The organism is Bacillus proteolyticus (assembly GCF_001884065.1).
GTDB lineage: Bacteria > Bacillota > Bacilli > Bacillales > Bacillaceae_G > Bacillus_A > Bacillus_A proteolyticus.
Genome location: NZ_MACH01000079.1, coordinates 71,278 through 92,954 on the forward strand (window position 1 = coordinate 71,278; position 21,677 = coordinate 92,954).

The 21,677-nt window shown below is 35.4% G+C and carries 24 protein-coding genes; 4 read left to right on the forward strand and 20 right to left on the reverse strand.

Going from position 1 to position 21,677, the window contains the following annotated elements:
* Nucleotides 1-41: 41 nt before the first annotated feature.
* On the reverse strand, nucleotides 42-899 hold the full coding sequence (locus BAQ49_RS11900) for a YitT family protein (RefSeq protein WP_070139185.1): 858 nt from the start codon (nucleotides 897-899) through the stop codon (nucleotides 42-44).
* Between the two features lie 232 nt (nucleotides 900-1,131).
* Here BAQ49_RS11900 and BAQ49_RS11905 point away from each other — a divergent pair, with 232 nt between their 5' ends.
* Genes BAQ49_RS11905 through BAQ49_RS11915 form a run of 3 tightly spaced genes read left to right on the forward strand, consistent with a single transcriptional unit; the run spans nucleotide 1,132 to nucleotide 3,627 of the window.
* Nucleotides 1,132-2,010: a phosphotransferase gene (locus BAQ49_RS11905; RefSeq protein ID WP_071745477.1), complete on the forward strand. Its 879-nt coding sequence runs from the start codon at nucleotides 1,132-1,134 to the stop codon at nucleotides 2,008-2,010.
* Nucleotides 2,011-2,033: 23 nt separating this feature from the next.
* Complete coding sequence (locus BAQ49_RS11910; RefSeq protein WP_071745522.1) at nucleotides 2,034-2,921, forward strand: GNAT family N-acetyltransferase; 888 nt, start codon at nucleotides 2,034-2,036, stop codon at nucleotides 2,919-2,921.
* On the forward strand, nucleotides 2,914-3,627 hold the full coding sequence (locus tag BAQ49_RS11915; RefSeq protein WP_071745478.1) for a class I SAM-dependent methyltransferase: 714 nt from the start codon (nucleotides 2,914-2,916) through the stop codon (nucleotides 3,625-3,627). The genes BAQ49_RS11910 and BAQ49_RS11915 overlap by 8 nt, the downstream gene beginning before the upstream one ends.
* A 20-nt stretch (nucleotides 3,628-3,647) precedes the next feature.
* Here BAQ49_RS11915 and alr read toward each other — a convergent pair whose 3' ends face one another.
* Complete coding sequence (alr, locus tag BAQ49_RS11920) at nucleotides 3,648-4,823, reverse strand: alanine racemase (protein ID WP_071745479.1); 1,176 nt, start codon at nucleotides 4,821-4,823, stop codon at nucleotides 3,648-3,650.
* Nucleotides 4,824-4,994: 171 nt separating this feature from the next.
* On the opposite strand from alr, the gene BAQ49_RS11925 reads away from it, so the two are divergent.
* Nucleotides 4,995-5,456, forward strand: coding sequence for a DinB family protein (locus tag BAQ49_RS11925; RefSeq protein ID WP_071745480.1), 462 nt, complete (start codon nucleotides 4,995-4,997; stop codon nucleotides 5,454-5,456).
* Here the strand turns inward: BAQ49_RS11925 and BAQ49_RS11930 are convergent.
* From BAQ49_RS11930 to BAQ49_RS12015, 18 genes are all read right to left on the reverse strand, one after another.
* Nucleotides 5,425-6,621, reverse strand: coding sequence for an MFS transporter (locus BAQ49_RS11930; RefSeq protein WP_071745481.1), 1,197 nt, complete (start codon nucleotides 6,619-6,621; stop codon nucleotides 5,425-5,427). The two genes, BAQ49_RS11925 and BAQ49_RS11930, sit on opposite strands and share 32 nt — an antisense overlap.
* A 204-nt stretch (nucleotides 6,622-6,825) precedes the next feature.
* Nucleotides 6,826-7,371 (reverse strand): MarR family winged helix-turn-helix transcriptional regulator, encoded by a 546-nt coding sequence (locus BAQ49_RS11935; protein ID WP_071745482.1) that lies wholly within the window; start codon nucleotides 7,369-7,371, stop codon nucleotides 6,826-6,828.
* Between the two features lie 147 nt (nucleotides 7,372-7,518).
* Nucleotides 7,519-8,295, reverse strand: coding sequence for a Cof-type HAD-IIB family hydrolase (locus tag BAQ49_RS11940; protein ID WP_071745483.1), 777 nt, complete (start codon nucleotides 8,293-8,295; stop codon nucleotides 7,519-7,521).
* A 6-nt stretch (nucleotides 8,296-8,301) separates the two neighbouring features.
* The gene (locus BAQ49_RS11945; RefSeq protein ID WP_071745484.1) at nucleotides 8,302-8,892 is read right to left on the reverse strand and encodes a histidine phosphatase family protein; all 591 of its coding nucleotides are present in this window, start codon (nucleotides 8,890-8,892) and stop codon (nucleotides 8,302-8,304) included.
* A 118-nt stretch (nucleotides 8,893-9,010) separates the two neighbouring features.
* Nucleotides 9,011-9,211, reverse strand: a complete 201-nt coding sequence (locus BAQ49_RS11950) for a 4-oxalocrotonate tautomerase (RefSeq protein WP_255287971.1) — start codon at nucleotides 9,209-9,211, stop codon at nucleotides 9,011-9,013.
* Nucleotides 9,212-9,226: 15 nt separating this feature from the next.
* The gene (locus BAQ49_RS11955; protein WP_071745485.1) at nucleotides 9,227-10,015 is read right to left on the reverse strand and encodes a 2-keto-4-pentenoate hydratase; all 789 of its coding nucleotides are present in this window, start codon (nucleotides 10,013-10,015) and stop codon (nucleotides 9,227-9,229) included.
* Between the two features lie 3 nt (nucleotides 10,016-10,018).
* Nucleotides 10,019-11,044: a 4-hydroxy-2-oxovalerate aldolase gene (gene dmpG / locus BAQ49_RS11960; protein WP_071745486.1), complete on the reverse strand. Its 1,026-nt coding sequence runs from the start codon at nucleotides 11,042-11,044 to the stop codon at nucleotides 10,019-10,021.
* Complete coding sequence (locus BAQ49_RS11965; protein ID WP_071745487.1) at nucleotides 11,031-11,930, reverse strand: acetaldehyde dehydrogenase (acetylating); 900 nt, start codon at nucleotides 11,928-11,930, stop codon at nucleotides 11,031-11,033. Before BAQ49_RS11965 ends, dmpG begins: the two co-directional genes overlap by 14 nt.
* 30 nt (nucleotides 11,931-11,960) lie before the next feature.
* Nucleotides 11,961-12,734, reverse strand: coding sequence for a 2-keto-4-pentenoate hydratase (locus BAQ49_RS11970; protein ID WP_071745488.1), 774 nt, complete (start codon nucleotides 12,732-12,734; stop codon nucleotides 11,961-11,963).
* Nucleotides 12,735-12,862: 128 nt separating this feature from the next.
* Nucleotides 12,863-14,332: an aldehyde dehydrogenase gene (locus BAQ49_RS11975; protein ID WP_071745489.1), complete on the reverse strand. Its 1,470-nt coding sequence runs from the start codon at nucleotides 14,330-14,332 to the stop codon at nucleotides 12,863-12,865.
* A gap of 12 nt (nucleotides 14,333-14,344) precedes the next feature.
* Nucleotides 14,345-14,803 (reverse strand): RidA family protein, encoded by a 459-nt coding sequence (locus BAQ49_RS11980; protein ID WP_071745490.1) that lies wholly within the window; start codon nucleotides 14,801-14,803, stop codon nucleotides 14,345-14,347.
* On the reverse strand, nucleotides 14,781-15,818 hold the full coding sequence (locus tag BAQ49_RS11985; protein WP_033711790.1) for an amidohydrolase family protein: 1,038 nt from the start codon (nucleotides 15,816-15,818) through the stop codon (nucleotides 14,781-14,783). The genes BAQ49_RS11980 and BAQ49_RS11985 overlap by 23 nt, the downstream gene beginning before the upstream one ends.
* Nucleotides 15,803-16,342, reverse strand: a complete 540-nt coding sequence (nbaC, locus tag BAQ49_RS11990) for a 3-hydroxyanthranilate 3,4-dioxygenase (protein WP_071745491.1) — start codon at nucleotides 16,340-16,342, stop codon at nucleotides 15,803-15,805. The genes BAQ49_RS11985 and nbaC overlap by 16 nt, the downstream gene beginning before the upstream one ends.
* Nucleotides 16,343-16,370: 28 nt before the next feature.
* A complete protein-coding gene (locus BAQ49_RS11995) occupies nucleotides 16,371-16,919 on the reverse strand; it encodes an FAD synthetase family protein (RefSeq protein WP_071745492.1) in 549 nt (182 codons plus the stop codon).
* Nucleotides 16,920-16,935: 16 nt separating this feature from the next.
* Nucleotides 16,936-17,682 carry an IclR family transcriptional regulator gene (locus tag BAQ49_RS12000; RefSeq protein WP_071745493.1) on the reverse strand — a complete coding sequence of 249 codons (747 nt, stop codon included), beginning with the start codon at nucleotides 17,680-17,682 and terminating at the stop codon, nucleotides 16,936-16,938.
* 149 nt (nucleotides 17,683-17,831) lie between these two features.
* Nucleotides 17,832-19,304, reverse strand: a complete 1,473-nt coding sequence (locus BAQ49_RS12005) for a 4-hydroxyphenylacetate 3-hydroxylase family protein (protein WP_071745494.1) — start codon at nucleotides 19,302-19,304, stop codon at nucleotides 17,832-17,834.
* A gap of 173 nt (nucleotides 19,305-19,477) precedes the next feature.
* Nucleotides 19,478-20,632, reverse strand: a complete 1,155-nt coding sequence (spoIIP, locus tag BAQ49_RS12010) for a stage II sporulation protein P (RefSeq protein ID WP_071745495.1) — start codon at nucleotides 20,630-20,632, stop codon at nucleotides 19,478-19,480.
* Nucleotides 20,633-20,703: 71 nt separating this feature from the next.
* Entirely contained in the window at nucleotides 20,704-21,675 is a 972-nt protein-coding gene (locus tag BAQ49_RS12015; protein ID WP_071745496.1) for an SPFH domain-containing protein, read from the reverse strand.
* Nucleotides 21,676-21,677 lie beyond the last annotated feature (2 nt).

Here is a 21,677-nt window from a genome sequence, read left to right on the forward strand (position 1 = left end):
AACTCCACGTAAGTTATACTTACGTGGAGTTTTTTTAGTTACTATTTTTCTGATACTTGCCCTGATTTCGCTGTCCTTCCTGGACGCTTTACACCAGTTGTTTCTGTTGAATAAGAAGCTTCAATTATAGCACTTGGATCTACAGAGAGAACGAGATCTTTCATTTTCGGATAAATGAAACGGTTTGTAATACAATAAATAATTCTCTGGTGCTCTCCTAAAAAACCACCTTCTCCATGTAGATACGTAACAGACAGTTGTAATTCTTTCATAAGCAGTTCGCCAATTTCTTTATTTTTATTCGAAATAATCATGACGCTCTTCCCTTGATTAATACCGTCTAATATGAAATCTATCATTTTCGTAACAATATAGAAAATTGCTAATGAGAACATCGCTTGCTCAATTGAAAATAAAATAGCAACAAATACAAAAATAACCGCATTTACAGCAAGTAAAAATGTACTGATCGGTACTTTAAAATGCTTGTTCATCCAAACAGCTAACATTTCTGATCCATCAATTGCCCCGCCCATTTTTACAACGATTCCAACACCAACACCAAATAGAACCCCTCCATAAAGTACAATTAATAATTCAGAAGTCGTAATTGCTGGAAATGGTTTTAAATAAATCAATCCGAGTGTTGTAACAACATTTGCATAGGATGTACGGATGAAAAACTTCTTCCCCATTACTTTTGCAGTAAATAGCAAAATCGGGATATTAAGTCCTAAAAACACTCCGTAAAGCGGTAATCCAGCAACTTTATTTGCCATAATAGCAATCGCGGTTACCCCACCGTCTACTAAACCATTAGGCGCTAAAATAAGCTCTAGTGAACCCGCTACAATAATGGAGCCAATTGTTAATAATACGTATTCAAATAATTTTTTCATTCATTACCCCCAAAACTTATATATTTTCTTAGTATTATCATAACTAATTTTTTTCGCAAATACAAAGAAATTGCTTTATATACACACATTTTTCACCTTTTTGGTGATTCTTATGTAGAATCTCAAAATTTAATACACTTTATACAAAAATAATACCCCCCTAATTTTTACCTCTTAATAACATTATGTTATATAATCAATTTAGAGAATTTACAGAAAAAGGAGCTCTTTCATGCTACAACAATTGTTCACTTCACCTATTTTATCTGTTCAAGCTTTGCATCCAGGCTATGTAGACCATGCAAGCGACGTGTTTCTTGTTAAAACAGAAGCTGAAGAAGTTATTGTTCGTTCCTCAAAAATGACTGAAGAGCCCAACAATGATTTTTGGTGGGGATGTAAAAACCTTTTTGGAATTAATCCAAGGAACGTACATCATTTAGAAACAATACACGCATTATTGAAAAAGCATACTACCTTACCCATCCCTACTATTTTGCAAAAACATGTTTTAAATGGGCGAGAGTATGTAATCGTCGAAAAACTAACCGGAAGTACGCTGCAATCATTTATCGGACAACCTGATTCTATTTTATTCAGCCTTGGAAAAGGACTAGCAGAAATTCATTCGTTTCAAGCAGAGTTTATAGGAAACCCATCAAGTACTTTCCACATTCCACTAGAAGAATTTAAGTCTCACATATTAAAAGTCAGTAAAGATCTTGTAAATAGGTTCTATTCCGATAATGTTAGCATCCATAACGCATTTCATACTTTTGAGTCACAACTCTCTTCCTTGCCAGCACCGAAGGAAGCTACACTCGTTTTAATTGATATGGATCCTACTCAATTTTTATCAGATGGTACAACTATTACCGGCTTAGTAGATACAGAGGCTTTTGCAATTGCTCCACGAGAGTTTGATTTTATCGGCTTAGAATATGTATTTACAGAAAAAAAGGCTCATACTTTTAAAAAAGGTTATGAAACCATTATGCCCATTCCTAGTTTTAAAGAATGTAGACAACCCTATCGATATTTATATCGCTTATTATCTGTTCAGGGTAATGTGGAGTTAGAAAAGTGGTTACGTCATCCATCCTATTTTTAATAACGATTGCGAGGGATTATGAAATGAATATTGAAAAAAAGAAATCTTTAACAACAAACGAAATTCAGCAAATGAAAGATTTAGCTCATATTTGCGGGCAACACGATCAAATTGATTACTCGTCAGAGTTGCATGTCAACTTTTTAACTGCTCGTAATAAAGATGTGATAAATGATTTTCTATTTTATGATGATACTCAATTAATCGGTGCATTGAGTATGTATGACTTTGAAAGACCGACAAAACTGGAGTTAATAGGGTTTGTCCATCCGAACTATAGGAAACAACATATAGGCACTACTCTTTTACAAACCGCAATGAAAGAAATACGAATAAGGGAGGCAGATGAAGCTCTTCTTATTATGAATGGGGATTCTGCTTCTGGGAAAGAATTTGCAAAACAAATGAAGTTACCTTATTTATATAGTGAATATAGTATGGAGTTCAAAGCAAAAGAAGTGCAAAAAACAACAAAGAATACTATACAGCTCACTCTTGCATCTTCAGAATCACTTCTTAATCTTATTGAAATTTCCAGTAAAGCCTTTGGAGATTCTGTAGAAAATACCGCTACATGGTTACAGAAAATGATGAATTCACCTTCCCATCAAGTTTACAGTGCCCTTATCGATGAAAAAGTGATAGGAACGATTACAGTTTCTGAGCGAGGGCAATCTACTACACTATCAGGATTCGCAGTTCATCCTTCTTATCAAGGTAAAGGATATGGTAAAGATATTCTTAGTTATATGGTACATACACTTATTACAGATGGAGTTTCAACAATTGAATTAGACGTCGAAACGAAAAATAACAATGCTTTAAAACTATATACACAATGTGGTTTTGAAATTAAAACGAAGCATGACTATTATAATTTAATGAATCTTGAAGAGAATACATATGTCTAAAGAACTAATTTATTCTGATTATGATGTTTTTGCAGACATTTATAATAAACATTGGGGACATTTTGCAGAACACTCCTATCCAGCCTATCATAAATTCGTTTTACAAGATGCCGCTTCCCACTCCCGTATATTAGACCTTTGCTGCGGGACTGGGCACCTTACTAGGAAACTAATTGATAATAATTTTATAGTAACTGGTATAGATGGTTCTGCTCAAATGATTGAACACGCACGTCAAAACGCGCCAGGTGCATCCTTCATCGTCGATGATGCACGCTCATTCAAAGTGGATGAGCAATTCCACTTTGTCATTTCAGCCGGTGATAGCTTAAATCATATACTTAAATTAGATGAGCTAAAAAACACTTTTCATCATGTTTATTTAGCATTATATGATGGAGGTACATTTGCATTTGATATGAATATGGAGAAAGGTTTTCTTGAAAATTGGAGTGCGTCCTTTCACATTTCAGAACAAAAATATGTCTGTACGATAAACTCTACTTATGACATTGAAAGAAAAAAAGCAGTGATGAACTTTATACTATTTAAGCATGACATAAATGATAATTGGAAAAGAAGTGACTTTTCTTTTGAGGAAGCTTGTTACTCCAATGAAGAAATAATTTCTTCGTTGGAATCTGTAGGATTTAAAAACATTCAATTACATGGTGCAAATAGAACTTTTTTCATTTGTCAAAAATAAAAAAACTGAATCATAACGATTCAGTTTTTTCTTAATATATTTACAACAGCAGTCGTTTCATTATTTTCTTTATAAACACGTGGAATTCTTCTGTCTAACATACATGTAACTTCATAGTTAATTGTACCTAACATATCCGCTATTTCTTCTACTGCGATGTTTTCTTCACCTTGTTTACCGTAGAATACTACTTCGTCCCCAATTTGTACTGGCATTGCTTTTGAAACGTCTAACATGAGCTGATCCATACAAACACGACCAATAACAGGTACTCGAACTCCATTTATTATTGCATGCCCTTTATTAGACAACTGACGATTATAACCATCAGCATAACCAATCGGTACAGTTGCAATCCATTCTTCGCCCGTTGTTACATACGTATTTCCATAACTAACACCACGATTTTTCTTCGCATGTTTAACATGTGCTACTTTTGATTTTAAAGACAACGCTGGTTTTAACGCTACAACAGTATGATCAACTTCTTTCGAAGGATACATTCCATAGATTCCAATACCGACACGAACCATATTTTGAAATGTGTTGCTAAGTTCCATTGATCCTGCACTGTTTGAACTATGAATATATGGAAAATGAATTCCCAATTTTTTTGCTGTATTTACAGCTTTTTCGAATAGACTTGTTTGCATATTCGTATATGCTTTATCAGTTTCATCAGCGGTAGAGTAATGTGTAAACATTCCTACCACTTCCACATACTCCATGCGGTTTAATTCTTCTAAAAATGGTTTCACTTCTTCTTCTTGTAAACCGATACGACTCATTCCTGTATCAATTTTCACTTGAATTTGTGCTTTCTTTTGAAGACGGTTTGCAATTTCATTTATACTTTGTAAATCTTCTATTCTATAAACAGTCATCATAACGTCATATTGAATTGCCTCTTCCACAGCTGCTACTGATGTATAGCCTAAAATTAAAATCGGTACAGTGATTCCAGCTTCTCTTAATTCTATTGCTTCATCTACAAATGCAACTGCAAGTTGGTTTATTCCTGCTTCGATAGCTGATTTGGCAACTTCAACTGCTCCGTGGCCATACCCATTTGCTTTTACAGCAGCCATCATTGCAATATTTTCATCATTCACGCGTTTTTTAAATTCTTTTACATTATGTTTTACAGCATTTAAGTCAACTTCAACAATTGTATCTCTTCCATATTTCAAGCTCATTGGTCTAACTCCTAACTCAATAATTACATTCCATTCTATTTCACGTTTCATATGACCTTTTACAATATAATACTTTTCAATATGCTAGTCAAACTACTAGAATTTTCGGAATTTTGAGTATGATATAATACCCTTAAGAAACTATTATATACGGAGATGAGGAGAATTACAATGTTTGTACAATCTGCGTTGCACCAACTTAAAGTTGCTATTGATAGTTCTATTCATATGCTTAACCACTATACTGAAAACGAATTGAACATAAGACCGATTCAAGCTAAACGTTCCCTATTTGAAATGTATACACATCTTTCACTTATTTGCCATGCGGATTTCCTCATATTAAATGGTATTACGGAAAAAGATTTACATACCTTTTATATAGAACAAACACCAAAAACAATTACTCAAATGCAACAAATGATGATAAAAGGGTACGAACTACTTTCTAAAACTTTCTTATCCTATTCCAATGAAGAGTTAGCGGAAATTATGACTGCTTATTGGGGAATTTCTTATTCTCGATTCGAATGGTTGCTTGAAATCGTTGCACATTTTTATCATCATCGCGGACAAATTCATATTTTATTAGTTGAACATATTAAAGATCCTTGCATTCCTTTATTCGAATAAAAAGAGCGGAAACAAAACCAATAAAGAGTATCAATCCTAATAAAACAAACGTCTGAGCGTAGTCTCCTATTTTCATAAGATAAATAGAAATAATAGGTCCTATACTAGTTCCTAAAAATAAAATAAAAGTATAAATAGAAACTGCTATTCCCCTTGCTCCCCCTCCTAATTGGCCAACAAGAGAAACTAAAGACGGAACAGATATAGCAATACCTATTACAAAGCAGATGCTCATCATTACAAGTAGCGGCAGGTTCGAAATAAAACCCATTGAACTTAGACTAAAAATAGCGATCAACAATCCGCCCTGAAGAACTCGCCTTACTCCGAACCTCTTTGTTAAACGACCCGCAAGTGGTGACAGCAACATACCAAATAGCCCTGCTAAGCGAAAATAAATAATTTGTTCTGGAGTTAAATTGTAAGTAGGAGAGCTCAAATAATTTCCTAAAACAGTATACATATTAACAAAAGCCATTAATAAAACAAATGCAATCATATAGCTCAATACTAAGCTTTTATGTGTAAAAACTTTACCCATCTGTTTAATTGGTCCAAAAATATCAGTATAGGATTGAGACGTTTCCCCTTTCGGAAGAGAATAATGAACCCATACAGCAGTAATGATATAGACAATACTAAGAAGAAAGAACACCATATGCCATCCAAAATGCTGACTAACAGCCGTACTTATTACTTGCCCTACAATTCCAGCTACTAAAAAGCCAGTACTGACAAACCCAATTGTTGTAACCTTTTTCTCTACTGGAAATATTTCTACAACGTAAGCCAACGCTACTGGAGAAAATGTAGCTGCTGCTATACCCTGTAATCCTCGAAGAATAACAAGCCAGAATAAGCTATCCACGAACCCTAAGAAAAAAGAAACAATCGAGAGTGCAAGCAATCCAATAAAGATCACTTTTTTTCGCCCATATTTATCAGAGATTGCCCCAAATAACAAACAACCTATAGCAAAGCCTACAGAAAATATACTGCCTGTAGCCGCAGATTGCGCTAATGATACCTTAAAAAGGTCTGAAAATAGAGAGGTTAAAGGAATCGTCACATATAGGCTGGACATAACTACCATCCCTGCCCAACATAACACCGCTGTCATTATTGTGTAATTCCTTTCACTATTTACTTCTTTTGATATTTCCATCCTAAAATCTCCCCCTTACAATGATTTTCCCCATCGGTTTAAAACATCTAAAGTAAACTACTCAAAACGACATTCCTTCAACACTTACTTAATTTGTTTACGTTAAAAGACATATCACCACCCCTCATTAAATTAGCTAAACATATAATAAGGCAACCTAATTATATGTTTAAATAAAAAAGTTGACTCACACAATCAACTTCTTTATCTGCCTTCTCCTAATTTCTTCTGCATAGTTACTTGCATTTTATTTAATAGCTTCTCTAAAGTTTGACGCTCTTCTTGACTAAAGTCATCAATTAATGAAGCGCAAGATGACCAAAAAGTCGGTAAAGAATGCGTAACTAGTTCTTTTCCTTTCGGAGTAATTTTCACCTTTAATCTTCTTCGATCTTCAGAATGATTGAATCTTACGATTAACTCTCGTTTCTCCATCCAATCTAATAAGCCAGTGACAGAAGCACGTGTAATCCCTAAGCGGCTCGCAATATCCGAAGGACTCATGTTCACCTCTCCCCCATTCGATTCCATTTCACGCAAAATAAACAACAGTAAAAAATCTAATTTACTTTCTGAAATACCAAGCGGAGCTAAATCTACATCAACAGCATCTAGAACATTATCAGACGTCCATAACATTAACAAACCAAGTTTTGCTGCGATTGGATCCGTATCCGCTGATGCTGTCTTTTTTATTAACTTTGCATAAGGCTCAATCCCTAAAGGAAGAGCATCTTTTTTTGAATCCATTCATTTTCACTCTCCTTTCTTTCATTTAATTAGCTTACCTAACTACTTTTTATTATACTCATTTTCTTCCTTTTATTGCAAGAATATTGTTAGACAAAAAAATCCTGTTTTTAAAACAGGATTTTTCATACTGACTAACTAATATCTCTAAATAATCCCAAACTCTTTTAAAGCAAAAGAAATGCCACCTTCACTTGATTTCTTTGTAACGAAATCTGCTCTTGTTTTTAACTCTTCTCCGCCATTCCCCATCGCAATTCCTAATCCTACATACTGTAACATCTCAATATCATTCCCACCATCTCCGAATGCAATTGCTTCTGACTTACAAATTTTTAGATGTTCCAATACCTTTTGAATTGCAGTTAGCTTCGATACTTTATTATCTTCCAACACATTCATAACGTAACCATGAAAACGTTCAAACGTAAGTGCTGGATATCTTTCAAAGAATTTTTGAGCTTCTGTTTCATCAGCATACAGACATACACAATAAATCTCTTCTGATAAGTTTCTAACTTTGTCAGGATAATGTTCTAAATTTAACGTTTCATTTAATGCTCGTATTACACGTTCGTCTTTTGAGGCAATACCATTCATTACAAATTCTTCTGTAAAATAAGAAACACTATGACCATGTAATTCAGCAAAATTTGAAATATCATGAACAATTTCACTTGAAAGTACCGATTTATGTACAACTTCATCAGCACATTTTATATGTGCACCATTTGCAGAAATAAACGTATTTATGCCCAGCTCTTTAAATTGTGAGCATAAACTATATGGTCTCCCTGTTGTAACAACTACGTGAATTCCTTTATCTATTAACCTTTGTATCGCTTCTTTTGTGCTTTCATGCATACTTCTATCAATCTCGCTTAAAAGAGTACCGTCAACATCAAAAAATACAACTTTGTACATATCCTCTTACATTCCATCTAAATGATTTGTATCATTTATAAAATGAATAGTTTTCTGTTTATCCGTAAGTTCAATCAAACTAATTCCCGTATCTCCCATTTTAAAATAATAGTCCATGCTAATTGGCATTTGGAAAAACGCTCGTAAAATACTATTTATTACACCACCGTGTGCAACAATTGCAATTCGGTCATATGTATTCTCTGTCACGATTTTAGAAAAGATTCCTTCTATTCTCATTCTAAATTCGATAAATGATTCCCCGTTTTCAAAACGATCATGGAGAAATTTTGGCTCTGGATATTTTTTCGCTTCTTCAAAGGATAAACCGGCTTGTACTCCATTATTAAACTCCATTAATTCTTCTTCTAGTTGAATTGGGCATCCAATTTCTTCCGCTAATGTTTCAGCCGTTTCTCGAGCACGTTTTAATGTGCTTGCCCAAATGAAATCTGGCGGGAAATCCGCTTTCACTTTCTGTACAAGTCTTTGTACTTGCTGTCTTCCCTTTTCTGTTAATTCAAAGTCAGCTCGCCCTTCATGTACATTTAATATATCAGCTTCGGATTCTCCGTGTCGTATTAGTAGTATTTGCATGTTTCTTCCCCCTTATCTCCTTAAAACCAAGACTAAATCTTAACACATTATTAAAAATTTTCAAAATAGTAAAAGCAATCCCCATTCATAAAAGAATGAAAATTGCTTTTATTACTAACTAACTTTCTTTTAAACTAGCTTTAGACTTTCCTCCTACTCCCCAATGCGAACTCGGGATTTCATTCACCAGAACACGCACTCTTTCAACATCTACATCTAAGTTTTTCGCAACCGCCTCTGTAACATCAAATATTAGATTTTGAATTTGCTCCTTCTTTCTACCTTCTATTATTTGAATTTGTATAATGGGCATTTTTATCTCTCGCTTTACTTTTTATTCACAAAACATCGCTATACTTCCTAAATCATCAAATTGTGCAATAATAGAATCTCCTGCTTTGAAAGCAATCGCTTCTGATAATGCTCCACTTAATACAATATCACCTTTCTTTAACCCTTCATTTTGTAAACCAAGTTTGTTTACCGCCCAAGCAATCGCCTCTGCTGGATGTCCCAGTACAGCTGCCCCCGTTCCAGTTGTAGCAATCTTACCATTTTTCGACATAACCATCCCTACATTAGCTAAATCTATATCTTTAACATCAATCCACTTACTTCCTAACAAAAATTTTGAAGATGAACAATTATCTGCTATTACGTCAGGTAATGTAAATTTGAAATTTAAATACCTACTATCAATAATCTCTAAAGCTGGCGCAACATATTTTGTTGCCTTTAATACATCCTCAGCTGTCACATTCGTCCCTTGTAAATCCTCACTCATTAAAAAGGCAATCTCTGGTTCTACTTTTGGATGAATCAATGTTTCGTATTGTAATGGCTCCCATTCGAACGCTAACATATCTTCCAACAAATATCCGTATATCGCTTCATCAATACCCATCATTTGTTGTTTTGCCTTACTTGTTAATCCAAGTTTTACCCCAACTCTTTTAGAACCTTCGTTCATTTTTTGTTCAATTAAACATTTTTGCAATCTATATGCGTCATCCACCGTTAAATCCGGATGCTTATCTGTTACTTTCACTACTTCTTTTCTATCTTTTTCAGCCTGAAGTAAATAGTCAACAATTTCTATATCTGCTCCTTTTACTAAAGCCATCTTTTACACCCCCATTTTTATCTTTGCTAATTCTGCTGCGACATCTAAAATCATATCCTCTTGTCCACCAACTACTTTTCTTTTCCCAAGTTCTATTAAAATATCACGGGAGTCTACACCAAAACGCTTTGCCGCTCTTTCAGCATGTAATAAAAAGCTAGAATATACACCAGCATATCCCATTACAAGACTTCCTTTTTGAATTTCTTGCGGTGCTGGCAATAAAGGTGCAACAACATCCTCAGCTAAGTCCATCATCTTATATAAATCTATATCTAGCTTATATCCCATACGATCTAAAACAGCGAGTAATACCTCTGTTTGGGCATTTCCAGCTCCAGCGCCAAGGCACCGCACGCTTCCATCAATACGTGTCGCACCTTCTTCAATTGCCACCACTGTATTCGCTACTGCAACAGAAAGATTATTATGACCATGGAAACCAATTTCGACATTTAAAGATTGACGTAATGCTTGAATACGTTCACGTACTTCGTGAGGCAATAAAGCACCCGCTGAATCCGTTACATAAATCGCCTCAGCACCATAGTCCTCCATAAGCTTTGCTTGTTCTACTAACTTTTCAACCGGTGCAGAGTGTGCCATCATTAAAAAGCCACACGCTTCCATACCTAACTCACGCGCAAATTGAATATGCTGTGCTGAAACATCTGCTTCTGTTACATGCGTCGCTACACGAACAAGTTTCGCACCAATATTTGCAGCTTGCTTTAATTCATGGATCGTTCCAATACCAGGAATTAACAAAACAGCTACTTTAGCTTGCTTACACTCATCTACCGCTGCTTCAATCAACTTCATTTCATTAACTAATGACTTTCCATATTGTAATGTGGAGCCTCCTAAACCATCTCCATGACTCACTTCAATATAATGCATACCGGCCTCATCTAATGCTCTAGTTACAGATCGAACTTGTTCTTCTGTAAATTGATGTTTCATTACATGGCTTCCATCACGTAAACAAACTTCCGTTATTTTCACTGGTATTTCACTATTTCGCCTCATTCATTACACCTCTTTTCTTCTCTGAAATGATCCGCATTGCAAATTCTTCACCTACTTTTAATGCCGCTGCCGTCATAATATCTAAATTGCCAGCATAAGGAGGAAAGTAGTCTCCAGCTCCTTCAACCTCTAAAAATACAGTCACACGATTCCCATCAAACATCGGCTCTTGTTTTAGAGAATAACCTGGAACGTATGCCCTAACTACTTCAACCATCTTATGAATTGCTTCACGAATAGAATCCTCATCCATATACTTAACTTCACAATATACTGTATCTCTCATTAAAATAGGAGGCTCCGCAGGATTTAATATAATAAGTGCTTTCCCATAATCTGCTCCGCCAATCTCTTCAATTCCACGCCTCGTCGTAATTGTAAATTCATCAATATTTGCCCTTGTACCTGGACCTGCACTTAAACTTGAAATAGTTGCAACTATCTCTGCATATGTAACATTTGCCACTTCATTAATCGCATGAACAATCGGAATCGTAGCTTGTCCTCCGCACGTAATCATATTAACGTTTTGCTTATCTACAAAATCATTATTTCGGATAGCAGGACAAACGAACGGTCCGCATGCAGCCGGAGTTAAGTCAATTACTATTTTCCCAAGCTCTCCTAATACTTTTGCATGATAACTATGTGCTTTAGCTGAAGTTGCATCAAATACAATATCAGCTAAACTTGGATTATCAATTATTGCTTGTATACCATTATCAAAAACCTCGTATCCTGCTTCTTTTGCTCGCTTTAAACCATCCGATTTTGAATCTATTCCAATCATGGCATTTAGCTCTATAACTTCACTTTTTCTTAATTTATACATTAAATCCGTGCCAATATTACCCGATCCGATTATAGCCACCTTTGCTTTCTCCACATTTATCCCCCCTTTTTTCAACGCTTTAATCTATATGAATGTTACAGAAACCGATCCAAGTAAACCGAAATCAGCTCGAATGTTGTCTTCACTTTGAACTGAAACAGCACCAGATAATGCGCCAGGTAAAATTAGTTCCCCTGCTTTCAATCCAATATTAAATTCATAAAGCTTATTAGCTAACCAAGCAATAGCTTGTGCTGGATGGCCTAATGCAGCCGCGCCAGCACCCGTTGCAATTAAACTATTATTTTTATAAAGCGTCATTCCAGTTGTACGTAAATCTACTTTATCGATGCTAGAGAATGTATTACCAATTACAACCTTCGCTGACGAGCCATTATCCGCTACTGTATCAGCTAGTTTAATTTTCCAATCAGCAATGCGACTATCAATTATTTCAAGTGTAGGTACAACATACTTTGTCGCCATCAGTACATCAATGTATGTAATATTAGGCCCATTTAAATCTTGCTCTAGCACAAATCCTATTTCTGCTTCTATTTTCGGAGATACAAAGGAACTCATTGAAACTTCACTACCACTTTCTATCTTCATATCATCTAGTAAATGTCCATAATCCGGCTCATTTACCCCAAGCATTTGTTGCATTGCAACACTTGTAAGACCAACTTTCTTGCCAATTATGCTACGTCCACTCTCTAACTTTCTCCCTACAACTTCAAGTTGAATATTATAAGCATCCTCAACAGATAAATTATCATATCTCTCAGTAAAAGGAAGTATCCCTACACGTGAATTTTCAGCTTGTACTAGTTCATCGGCTAATTCTTTAATTAACAATTGCTCTCACCTCATTTTTAAATTTATATATCCCTAAATATTCACATTGTAACTAACCCCCATCTATCTACTTTATTTCCATAAATATTAGATGGGAGTTCTTTGTACTTTAAGTTTAAACATCACCTTTATAATTTCATCGTTACTGTCTTAGCTTCCGTATAAAATTCAAAACTATGACGTCCACCTTCTCGACCAATCCCGCTTGCCTTCGAACCTCCAAATGGAGTACGTAAGTCCCGAACATACCAACAATTAATCCATAGTAAGCCTGAATCAATTTGTGAAACCACTCGTTGCGCTCTTCTAAGATCATTGGTCCAAACAACTCCAGCTAGTCCATAAATGGAATCGTTCGCAATGCGAATTGCATCCTCTTCCGTTTTAAATGGAATAACAACTAGAACTGGACCAAATATCTCTTCTTGTGCTACACGCATACTATTATCAACATCATATAGAATAGTAGGTTCATAAAAATTCCCTTCTACTAAACTCTTAACTCTTTTTCCACCATAGGCTAATTTTGCACCTTCCGAAATTCCTATTTCTACATAGCGATCAACCGTTTCTAAATGAGATTTTGATACTAGTGCTCCCATATCTGTCTCTTCAGAAAGAGGGTTTCCAACTTTTATTCTTTGTGCAGCTGCTACAAATTTTTCTAAAAACTGTTCATATACACTTTCTTGCACAAGTAATCTCGAACCAGCTAAACAAATTTCTCCTTGGTTCCGATATATAGCTTCAATCGAGCCTTGTACTGCTTCATCTAAATCCGCATCTTCAAATACGATATTTGCTGATTTACCTCCCAATTCTAATGAAACAGGGATTAAATTCTCTGCTGCATTACGCATAATTGTTTTTCCTGTATTACTTTCTCCAACAAATGAAATTCTTCTTACAGCTGGATGTGTAGTCATTTGTGTCCCAACAGTACTCCCTGGACCTGTAATAATATTAAGTACACCTGGAGGTAATCCCGCATCATTTGCAATTTCGCCGAGCATAACTGCACTTAAAGGCGTATAAGAGGCTGGTTTAACAACAACTGTATTACCAGAAGCAAGTGCCGCTGATGCTTTCCACGTCATTTGCATAAATGGCAAATTCCAAGGAATGATTAAACTAGTCACTCCCGCTGGAGCGTACTTTGCATATGACATAAAATTATGTTTGTCATAATGTTCATGTACCAAATATTTAGCCATTTCAGCAAAGAAGCGAAAGTTATGAGCCGCACGTGGTATATCGAATCCTTTACTTTCCTTAATTGGTTTTCCAACATCAAGAGTTTCTATATACGCTAGTTCATCCACTCTCTCCATAATTAAATCCGACATTTTGCATAAAATATCCGATCGTTCTTCAACAGGCATTTTACTCCAAATCCCACTTTTAAATGTTCGTTCTGCCACATCAATTGCTCTTTTTGTATCCTCTTCATTTGCCTTCGCTACAGAAGCTAACTTTCTATTCGTCGCTGGATTGAACGTATCAAACGTTTCACCACATATGGAATCCACATATTGTCCATCAATAAACAATTTCGCATCTTTTACTTTCATTTTGTCAGCTAATAATTCTTTGTTCACCTTCTTTACCTCCTACTCCTCAATTTCTAAAACCATCTCAATTTCAATTGTTGTGTTATTAGGTAATTGAGCCATACCGACTGCAGAGCGAGCGTGTTTTCCCTTTTCTCCAAAAATCTCTACTAATACATCAGATGCCCCGTTCATTACTTTTGGCTGATTGATAAAATCCTCCGTACTATTTACAAAGCCAAGCAGCTTTACAACTCGTTTCACCTTATTTAAATCACCTAGTTCATTTCTTACAACACTTAATAAATTCAACATGGATTGTCTCGCTGCTTTATATCCATCATCAATCGATATATCCTTTCCTAATTTCCCGTGATACTCATCTACACCTTGTCCAGCAGTAAATAATAAGTTACCTACTTTTACACAACTAACATAATTTCCAACCGCTGGGCGAATAGCTGGTAGTGTAATTCCCAACTCTCTTAATTTATCCTCAGGTGTTTGTACTCTCTGCATATGCTACACCTCGTTTTTTTATATCAATATTTAAAAATTCTGCTGCATTTCCTCCAAGCATTGCTGCTTTTTGTTCCTCGGATAAACCAGATGTTTCATCAATCACTCTACCTGGATCAATTTCTCGCAATAAAAACGGATAATCCGAACCCATGAAAATCTTTTCATGTCCAAATCTTTCAATCATGTATTTCAAATTCATAGGATCATAATTTAAAGAATCAAAATAAAATTTCTTTGCATAATAACTAGGAGGATGTGTAGTCAAACGTAAATGAGGCCATACTTTCCAGCCTTGATCCAATCTTGGCAAAATATACGGAAAAGATCCGCCGCCATGCGCAAAACAAACTTTTAACCGTGGAAACTTCTCCATTATTCCACTACATATAAGTGTAGCTGCTGCAAGCGCCGTTTCACTTGGCATACCGACTGTATACATAAAATTATGGTGTGGCATTCTATCGCGTCCTAACGTTTCCCACGGATGGATAAAAATCGGAACTTGCCACTTTTCAGCCATTCGAAAGAATTCAATAAACGATGGATCATCTAAATTTTTACCATTTACGTTTGTGCCAATTTCAATACCATGTAAATTTAATTCCGTTATGCAACGTTCCATTTCACGAATTGCAGTTTCTCCATCTTGCATCGGAACCGTTCCTAACCCTACAAAACGATCTGGATGTGCTGAAACTGTTTCTGCAATAAAATCATTTTGAATACGTGCCATACTTTCGGCTTCCTCTGGTTTTGCCCAATACGAAAATGTAACAGGGATTGGCGATAAAACCTGAATATCTACACCTTCACGGTCCATATCTTCAATTCTTTTCTTAGGGCACCATACTTGGTCTGTCACATCACGAAAATTTTTCCCTCCAACCATAATACTTGCACCACATGTACAAGTCCGATTCAATATTGGCCAACGACCACCACCAAACTTCTCTTCAAAATCCGGAAAAGTTTCAGGAATAATATGTGTATGAAAATCTATTCGCACTTCCATTCCTCCACTTCTTCTGGCATAATGTGACCACAGTTTTTACATGCACGAATTTCCTTATTTGAATTAAAACTATGAATTGCTTCTTTGACTTGTTTTTCAATATCATTTAATTGAACACGTACACGATGCATTTCATGATTACACTCGTCACAGAACCAAACGAAATCCTCAAGTTCTCCTTGGCTACGTTTCCTTTCAATTACTAGTCCATACGTATTAGCAACGCGATGTGGTGAATGAGGTACCATAGCTGGTAGCATAAATACATCCCCTTCTTTTACTGTGACAACTTCTCGCTTACCTTCCTCTGTAATACACTCCACATAACAGTCACCTTTAATTTGATAGAAAAATTCATCTGAAGGATCTACGTGGAAATCACGTCTTCTATTTGGACCACCTAATATCATGGCGATAAACTCCGAATCTTGCCAAATAACTTTGTTATTTACTGGCGGCTTCAATAACTCCTTATTTTCATCAATCCATTTTAGTAAATTAAAAGATTGTAATGTTTTAGACATTTTGTTTCCTCCTCATTATTTCTTTTATTTATATCGTTTTAAAAGACCAACCGAGTAAAGAGCTAGACTTTTGCAACTCTCCATGACATACATAATTTCTAATTCTCGTTGAAGATATTCGCTCACCGTCTTCACAGCAAACATCTTTCACTATAGAAATATTGAAGTGTTCTCTTAGCAGCTCTATATTACCTTCTCGATTTTTTCCGAACCTAAAATCTTGACCGATATAAATGTCTACAGGATTTAGCCTTTTTAAATCTTGAACAAAACAACTCGCACTTTTTGTTATATATGACTCATCAAACCGTATTACAACCACATGTTCAACACCGAGATTTTGAAGACGTTCCACCTTCTCTTCAACGGGTGTTAATATTTGTGCTCCTTGAAAATAAGAGCGTGGTGGTGGATCAAATGTATACACAACATTTGTTATCTTTAATTCCTTTGCCTTCTCAACCGCATTTTTAACAACAGATTGATGTCCTTTATGTACACCATCAAAAGCACCTATTGAGACAATGGATTTCGTTAATTCAGGTATACACTGCTCATGTATATAAATAATTCTCATCTCTCTTCTTCTAGTGTTAAATTTCCAAATAGCCAAATTCCTTCGAAATCAAATTTGCCGTATTCATCACACTATGAATTATGATTTCACGATTACTTCCCTGCATATACGATATAGGTCCAACAATATTAAGCGCCGCGATAGTTCTCCCGGTATAAGATCGAATAGGAGCTGCAATCCCATACAGTCCATGCTCATTTTCATTATCACTAATTGAATAGCCTTGCTTACGAATCTTCTGTAACTCTGTCTGGAATTGTTTTTCGCAAGTAATTGTATTAGGCGCTCGCGGTAAAAGCCCTTTTTCTGAAGTATATTCTAAGGAAGATGAATTAAATGAAAGCAGTACTTTCCCTGTACTTGTACAATATGCAGGTTCTCTTGATCCGACATGTGTTGAAATTTGAACGGACTCCTTCGATGAAACCTTCAAAATAAATACAACATCACCTCGATCAAACATACCAATATGTACAGTACCACTAAAATTTCTTACCAGTTCTTCAACCAGCGGAATCGCACCACTATAAATCTCTTGCTGAAACATGACTTGATTTCCCCACTCTAACAATTTCCAACCTAATCTATATTTTCTTTGCTCATCTTGAATGAGCATTCCTTCTGCACACAACGTACGAACAAGGTGATGAACCGTACTTGCATTCATATTTAGTTTTTCCGCTATTTCAGAATTACCTAGTACAGGCTCATCACTTGTAAAACAATTTAGAATTTTACAAATTTTACTGATAGAAGCGATCAAATCATTTACCTCCCCTATTCCAGTTACAGTTCTCTAATTTTAGATGTTCTTAAAAATATAAGAAGATTTACATCCTAACAGTAAAATTCTTGTTATCATCTGTTGCTCCTTCCTTTTCTAAATAAAAATGTAAGCGCGAACATTTTTATTTAGCTCAAAGCACCTTCTGATGAACTCGATTGCAACGCATTGTTTACTAAGGAAAACGTTTGTTGTTTTTTGTACGCATTATAAAACATTCCCATTTTACGCACTGGATCTCCAGAATAATAACGCTCATATTGTAATAACCGTTGTCCAAAAGCTTCTCCACATAAATCCCATGCTAATTTAAATAAACGAACTCGTTCCTCAGAAGATACTCCTTCACGCCCAATGTAGTATTTTTCCATATCGTCTTGAATTTCGGGATTCATAAAATCTGCACCTGTCGGTGACATTAATAATCCACCAGCACCAATGGTTTGAATAATCTCAATTGCACGCGGATACATTTTAGGTAATAAACTGCGTATTGTATCAAGTGGCAACCTTGCAGGAATAACTTCTCCATATGGATTCGTTTCATATTCATACTCAGCTACTTGTAAGAGTGCACGTATCGTTTCTACATCTTGCATAAGCTCTGCTAACTGGTTTTGTACATTCAAAAATCCGTCTACTCCTATCGAATCTGCTAATTTCATAGCTACTTCAGCAGCGAAAGAAAGCTTAACTAATCCTCTTACTCCAGATTGATGCGCTGGTTGATGACCAATTCCCGTTTTAGGATACAATTGATTCCCAGCTTCTATATTTTGATAAATAAATACTTTATCCCATGGGATAAACACATTATGAAATACTAGTAATGCATCCATTTCCTCAAACCTTGATGCAAGTGGATGATCAAATAAAGAGCGTTTTCCATCTTGCATTGGCTCACGACAAAGAATTCTTAGTCCTGGTGCATCAATTGGGACTGCAAAAGAGATTGCATGACGTTCATCACCTGGTTTAAAACTCGGATAAGAATATATAATTACTTCGTCTGTAATCGGAGCGAGTGTCGCTAACATTTTAGCACCACTAACATACATCCCTTCCGTTGTTTCACTTACTACACCTAAATGCATCGTTTCATCTTCTTGTTGATGAGAAGCCTTACTCCGATCATTTTGCGGATTAATAATCGCATGTGTTAAAAACAAATCATTATCCCGTATATGCTTATAATAATTTTTTATATTCGCTCCCCAATCTGAATTGAACTTCTCAAAAAACCACGAATTACTTGCCATTGAGGTAACTGTTACATTTAAAAAGTCAGGTGTTCTTCCCATTAAACCAAAGGTAGCTTTTGCCCACACTTCAAATAATTCACGGCGTGCTTTTAAGTCCTCATAATTTTTAGGTACTAAAAATGCATTTGATACCCTTTCTCCCGTCTCTTCGCATATATGAGTAATCTTATCTTGATATTCTGGATTGTGCTGCATATCATATAAGTTAGCAATTTGTAAAATAGGTTCGCGAAAAACATCTTCATTTACTACATCCGTTACTCTTCTCCCGCCAATCCAAATTTCAGGATTTCTTTTTCGTAATCCTTCAATATATTGTTCCCCTGTTCTAATTGCCATTCTTTCCCCTCCAATTTCTCATAATAATATACTAAAAAGTTTAGAAATTCTATTAGATGACTGAATTTTCAATTATTATACCAATTTTAATTTGTTCAAGTTCCTCTTAATTTCATATTATGAAATTTTATTATTTTTTTAGAAAACATAAAAAAGGAACGGTTTCCCGTCCCTCACCCATTCACTTTCTCTGCATCATTCCAATAATACTTACTAAATGCTTCCGTTAACACATCAATGGTATTATATAGTTCGTCTAGCGTATTATCCACACCACCCACTTCAATTAACATTGCGTTTTTAGATAAGTCTTGATTATATACACCATTTCCTTCTTTTTTATCCTTAGGGAATATTCCTCTACTTATTCCGTAATAGTTTTCATCTAAATAGCTATTGATCGCCCTTGCAATTTTTTCATTTTCAGCACGCCCTTCGTTTTCCATCCCAATAATAAAATATAATCTTGCATACGATTTCCCGTTAATGACTTTTGTTGTTACCTTCTTTCGCTGATCATCACGATGTATATCAATCGGAAACGCAATTTTACTATTCTGTGCTAATGCTTCTTTTACATATCCATGAGATGCTTTATACGACTGATACCATACCCATTTTTTGCTTGCTAGTAAATCACCCATATTCGTTTTATCATGAATTACTGGAATTCCTTGTCCTTCAAGTTGCTCTTTCATACGTTTCCCTAGTAAAGATACATTTACATCTGGGCTAGATGGATCGGTTGCCCCTGGTAATAATGGAAAGAAGGATTCCCAGCTGTGTGTATGGTAAATATATACTGCACTTTCACCTTTTTGCGTTCCATTCTTTTTTTGCACTGGATTTTTCTTTTCTGCTTCTGTAACTTTATCTTTTGCTACTTCTCGATTTTTCGTTACTTCCTCAATTGGTACACTAGATTCATTAGGAATATTCGTATAGTTTGTCCCTTCCCCAGCTACAATAATGTTAGAATAATATTTTGACATACCGGGTACTTCTTTACCAACAAACGTTCTTAAATCTTTAATTTTTAAATCCGTCGCGATAGAGAATAGTAAACTTCCAACTGAGTCCCGTTTATATTTTTTAAAATAATCATATCCATAGTAATGATTCTCACTTTCTATCATTTGAACAAAACCTTGCATCGATACTTTTCCAAACCACTGATTCGCATAATAAGATTTCATTGTATGTAAAAGTGACGTCACAATCGACGCAATAATAATTACTACTAGTGCATATAAAAAGAGTAATGAAATTAGTTTCTTTCCATGTATACGAGTTGCAAACTTTTTCACTGTATCACCTTCTTTATACATGAATATGTACAAGCTTTATGTAATATACGCACAAAAAAAGAGAAATGGCATCCCATTTCTCCTTCTCACTCTTATTGTTCTTTACCTGTATCATTTGAAGGTAATTTCTTTGCTTGTTTTTCTTTAAAAATTTCCCCAATCGCACCAAGAGTACCAAGTGTTTCAATTGCATTAGATGGAATAAAGACTTTATTTGCTGGCCCTTTCGCAACCTCAATCAATGATTCAAATGATTTATAAGCAAGTACGCGCTCATCTAAATCTGCTGCACGAAGTAACTCAATTCGATTTTGTTCTGCTTTTGCAATTTCATCAATCGCTCTTGCTTCCCCTTGCGCTTCTAATTCTTTTGCTTCTTTTATACCTTCAGCTTCACGAATACGTGCTTCTTTATCCCCTTCAGCCATCAAGATTTTACTTTGTTTTTCACCTTCAGCACGAAGAACCTTATCTTGTTTTGCAGCTTCCGCTTCTAAAATGATCGCACGTTTATTACGTTCTGCTTTCATTTGTTTTTCCATCGATGCTTGCACATCTTTTGGCGGGTTAATATCTACTACTTCAACACGTTCAATACGAACGCCCCATTTTTCTGTTGCTTCGTCAAGCGCTAAGCGAATTTCTGTTGAAATTTTCTCACGACCTGATAATGTTTCATCAAGCTCCATTTTACCAATAATTTGACGCATAGTTGCAGAAGTAATATTGCGAACACCATATTCATAATTAGAAATACCGTATGTCGCAAGTTCTGGTTCAACAATTTGATAGAAAATAATTGTATCAATTTCTACTTGTACATTATCTTTCGTTATTACCTTTTGCGGTGGTACATTCGTTTGTTGAATACGTAGATCATGATATACACGAACGCGATCTACAATCGGGATTAAAATATTTAATCCTGGGTGCATAATGCGCTGAAATTTACCAAACCTTTCAATAACCCCAACTTTTTGCTGTGGGATAATTTTAATCGTCAATGCAACAAATACAACGACAATCAATGCGAAAATAATCGTTAACGTTACTGCTACTACCATAT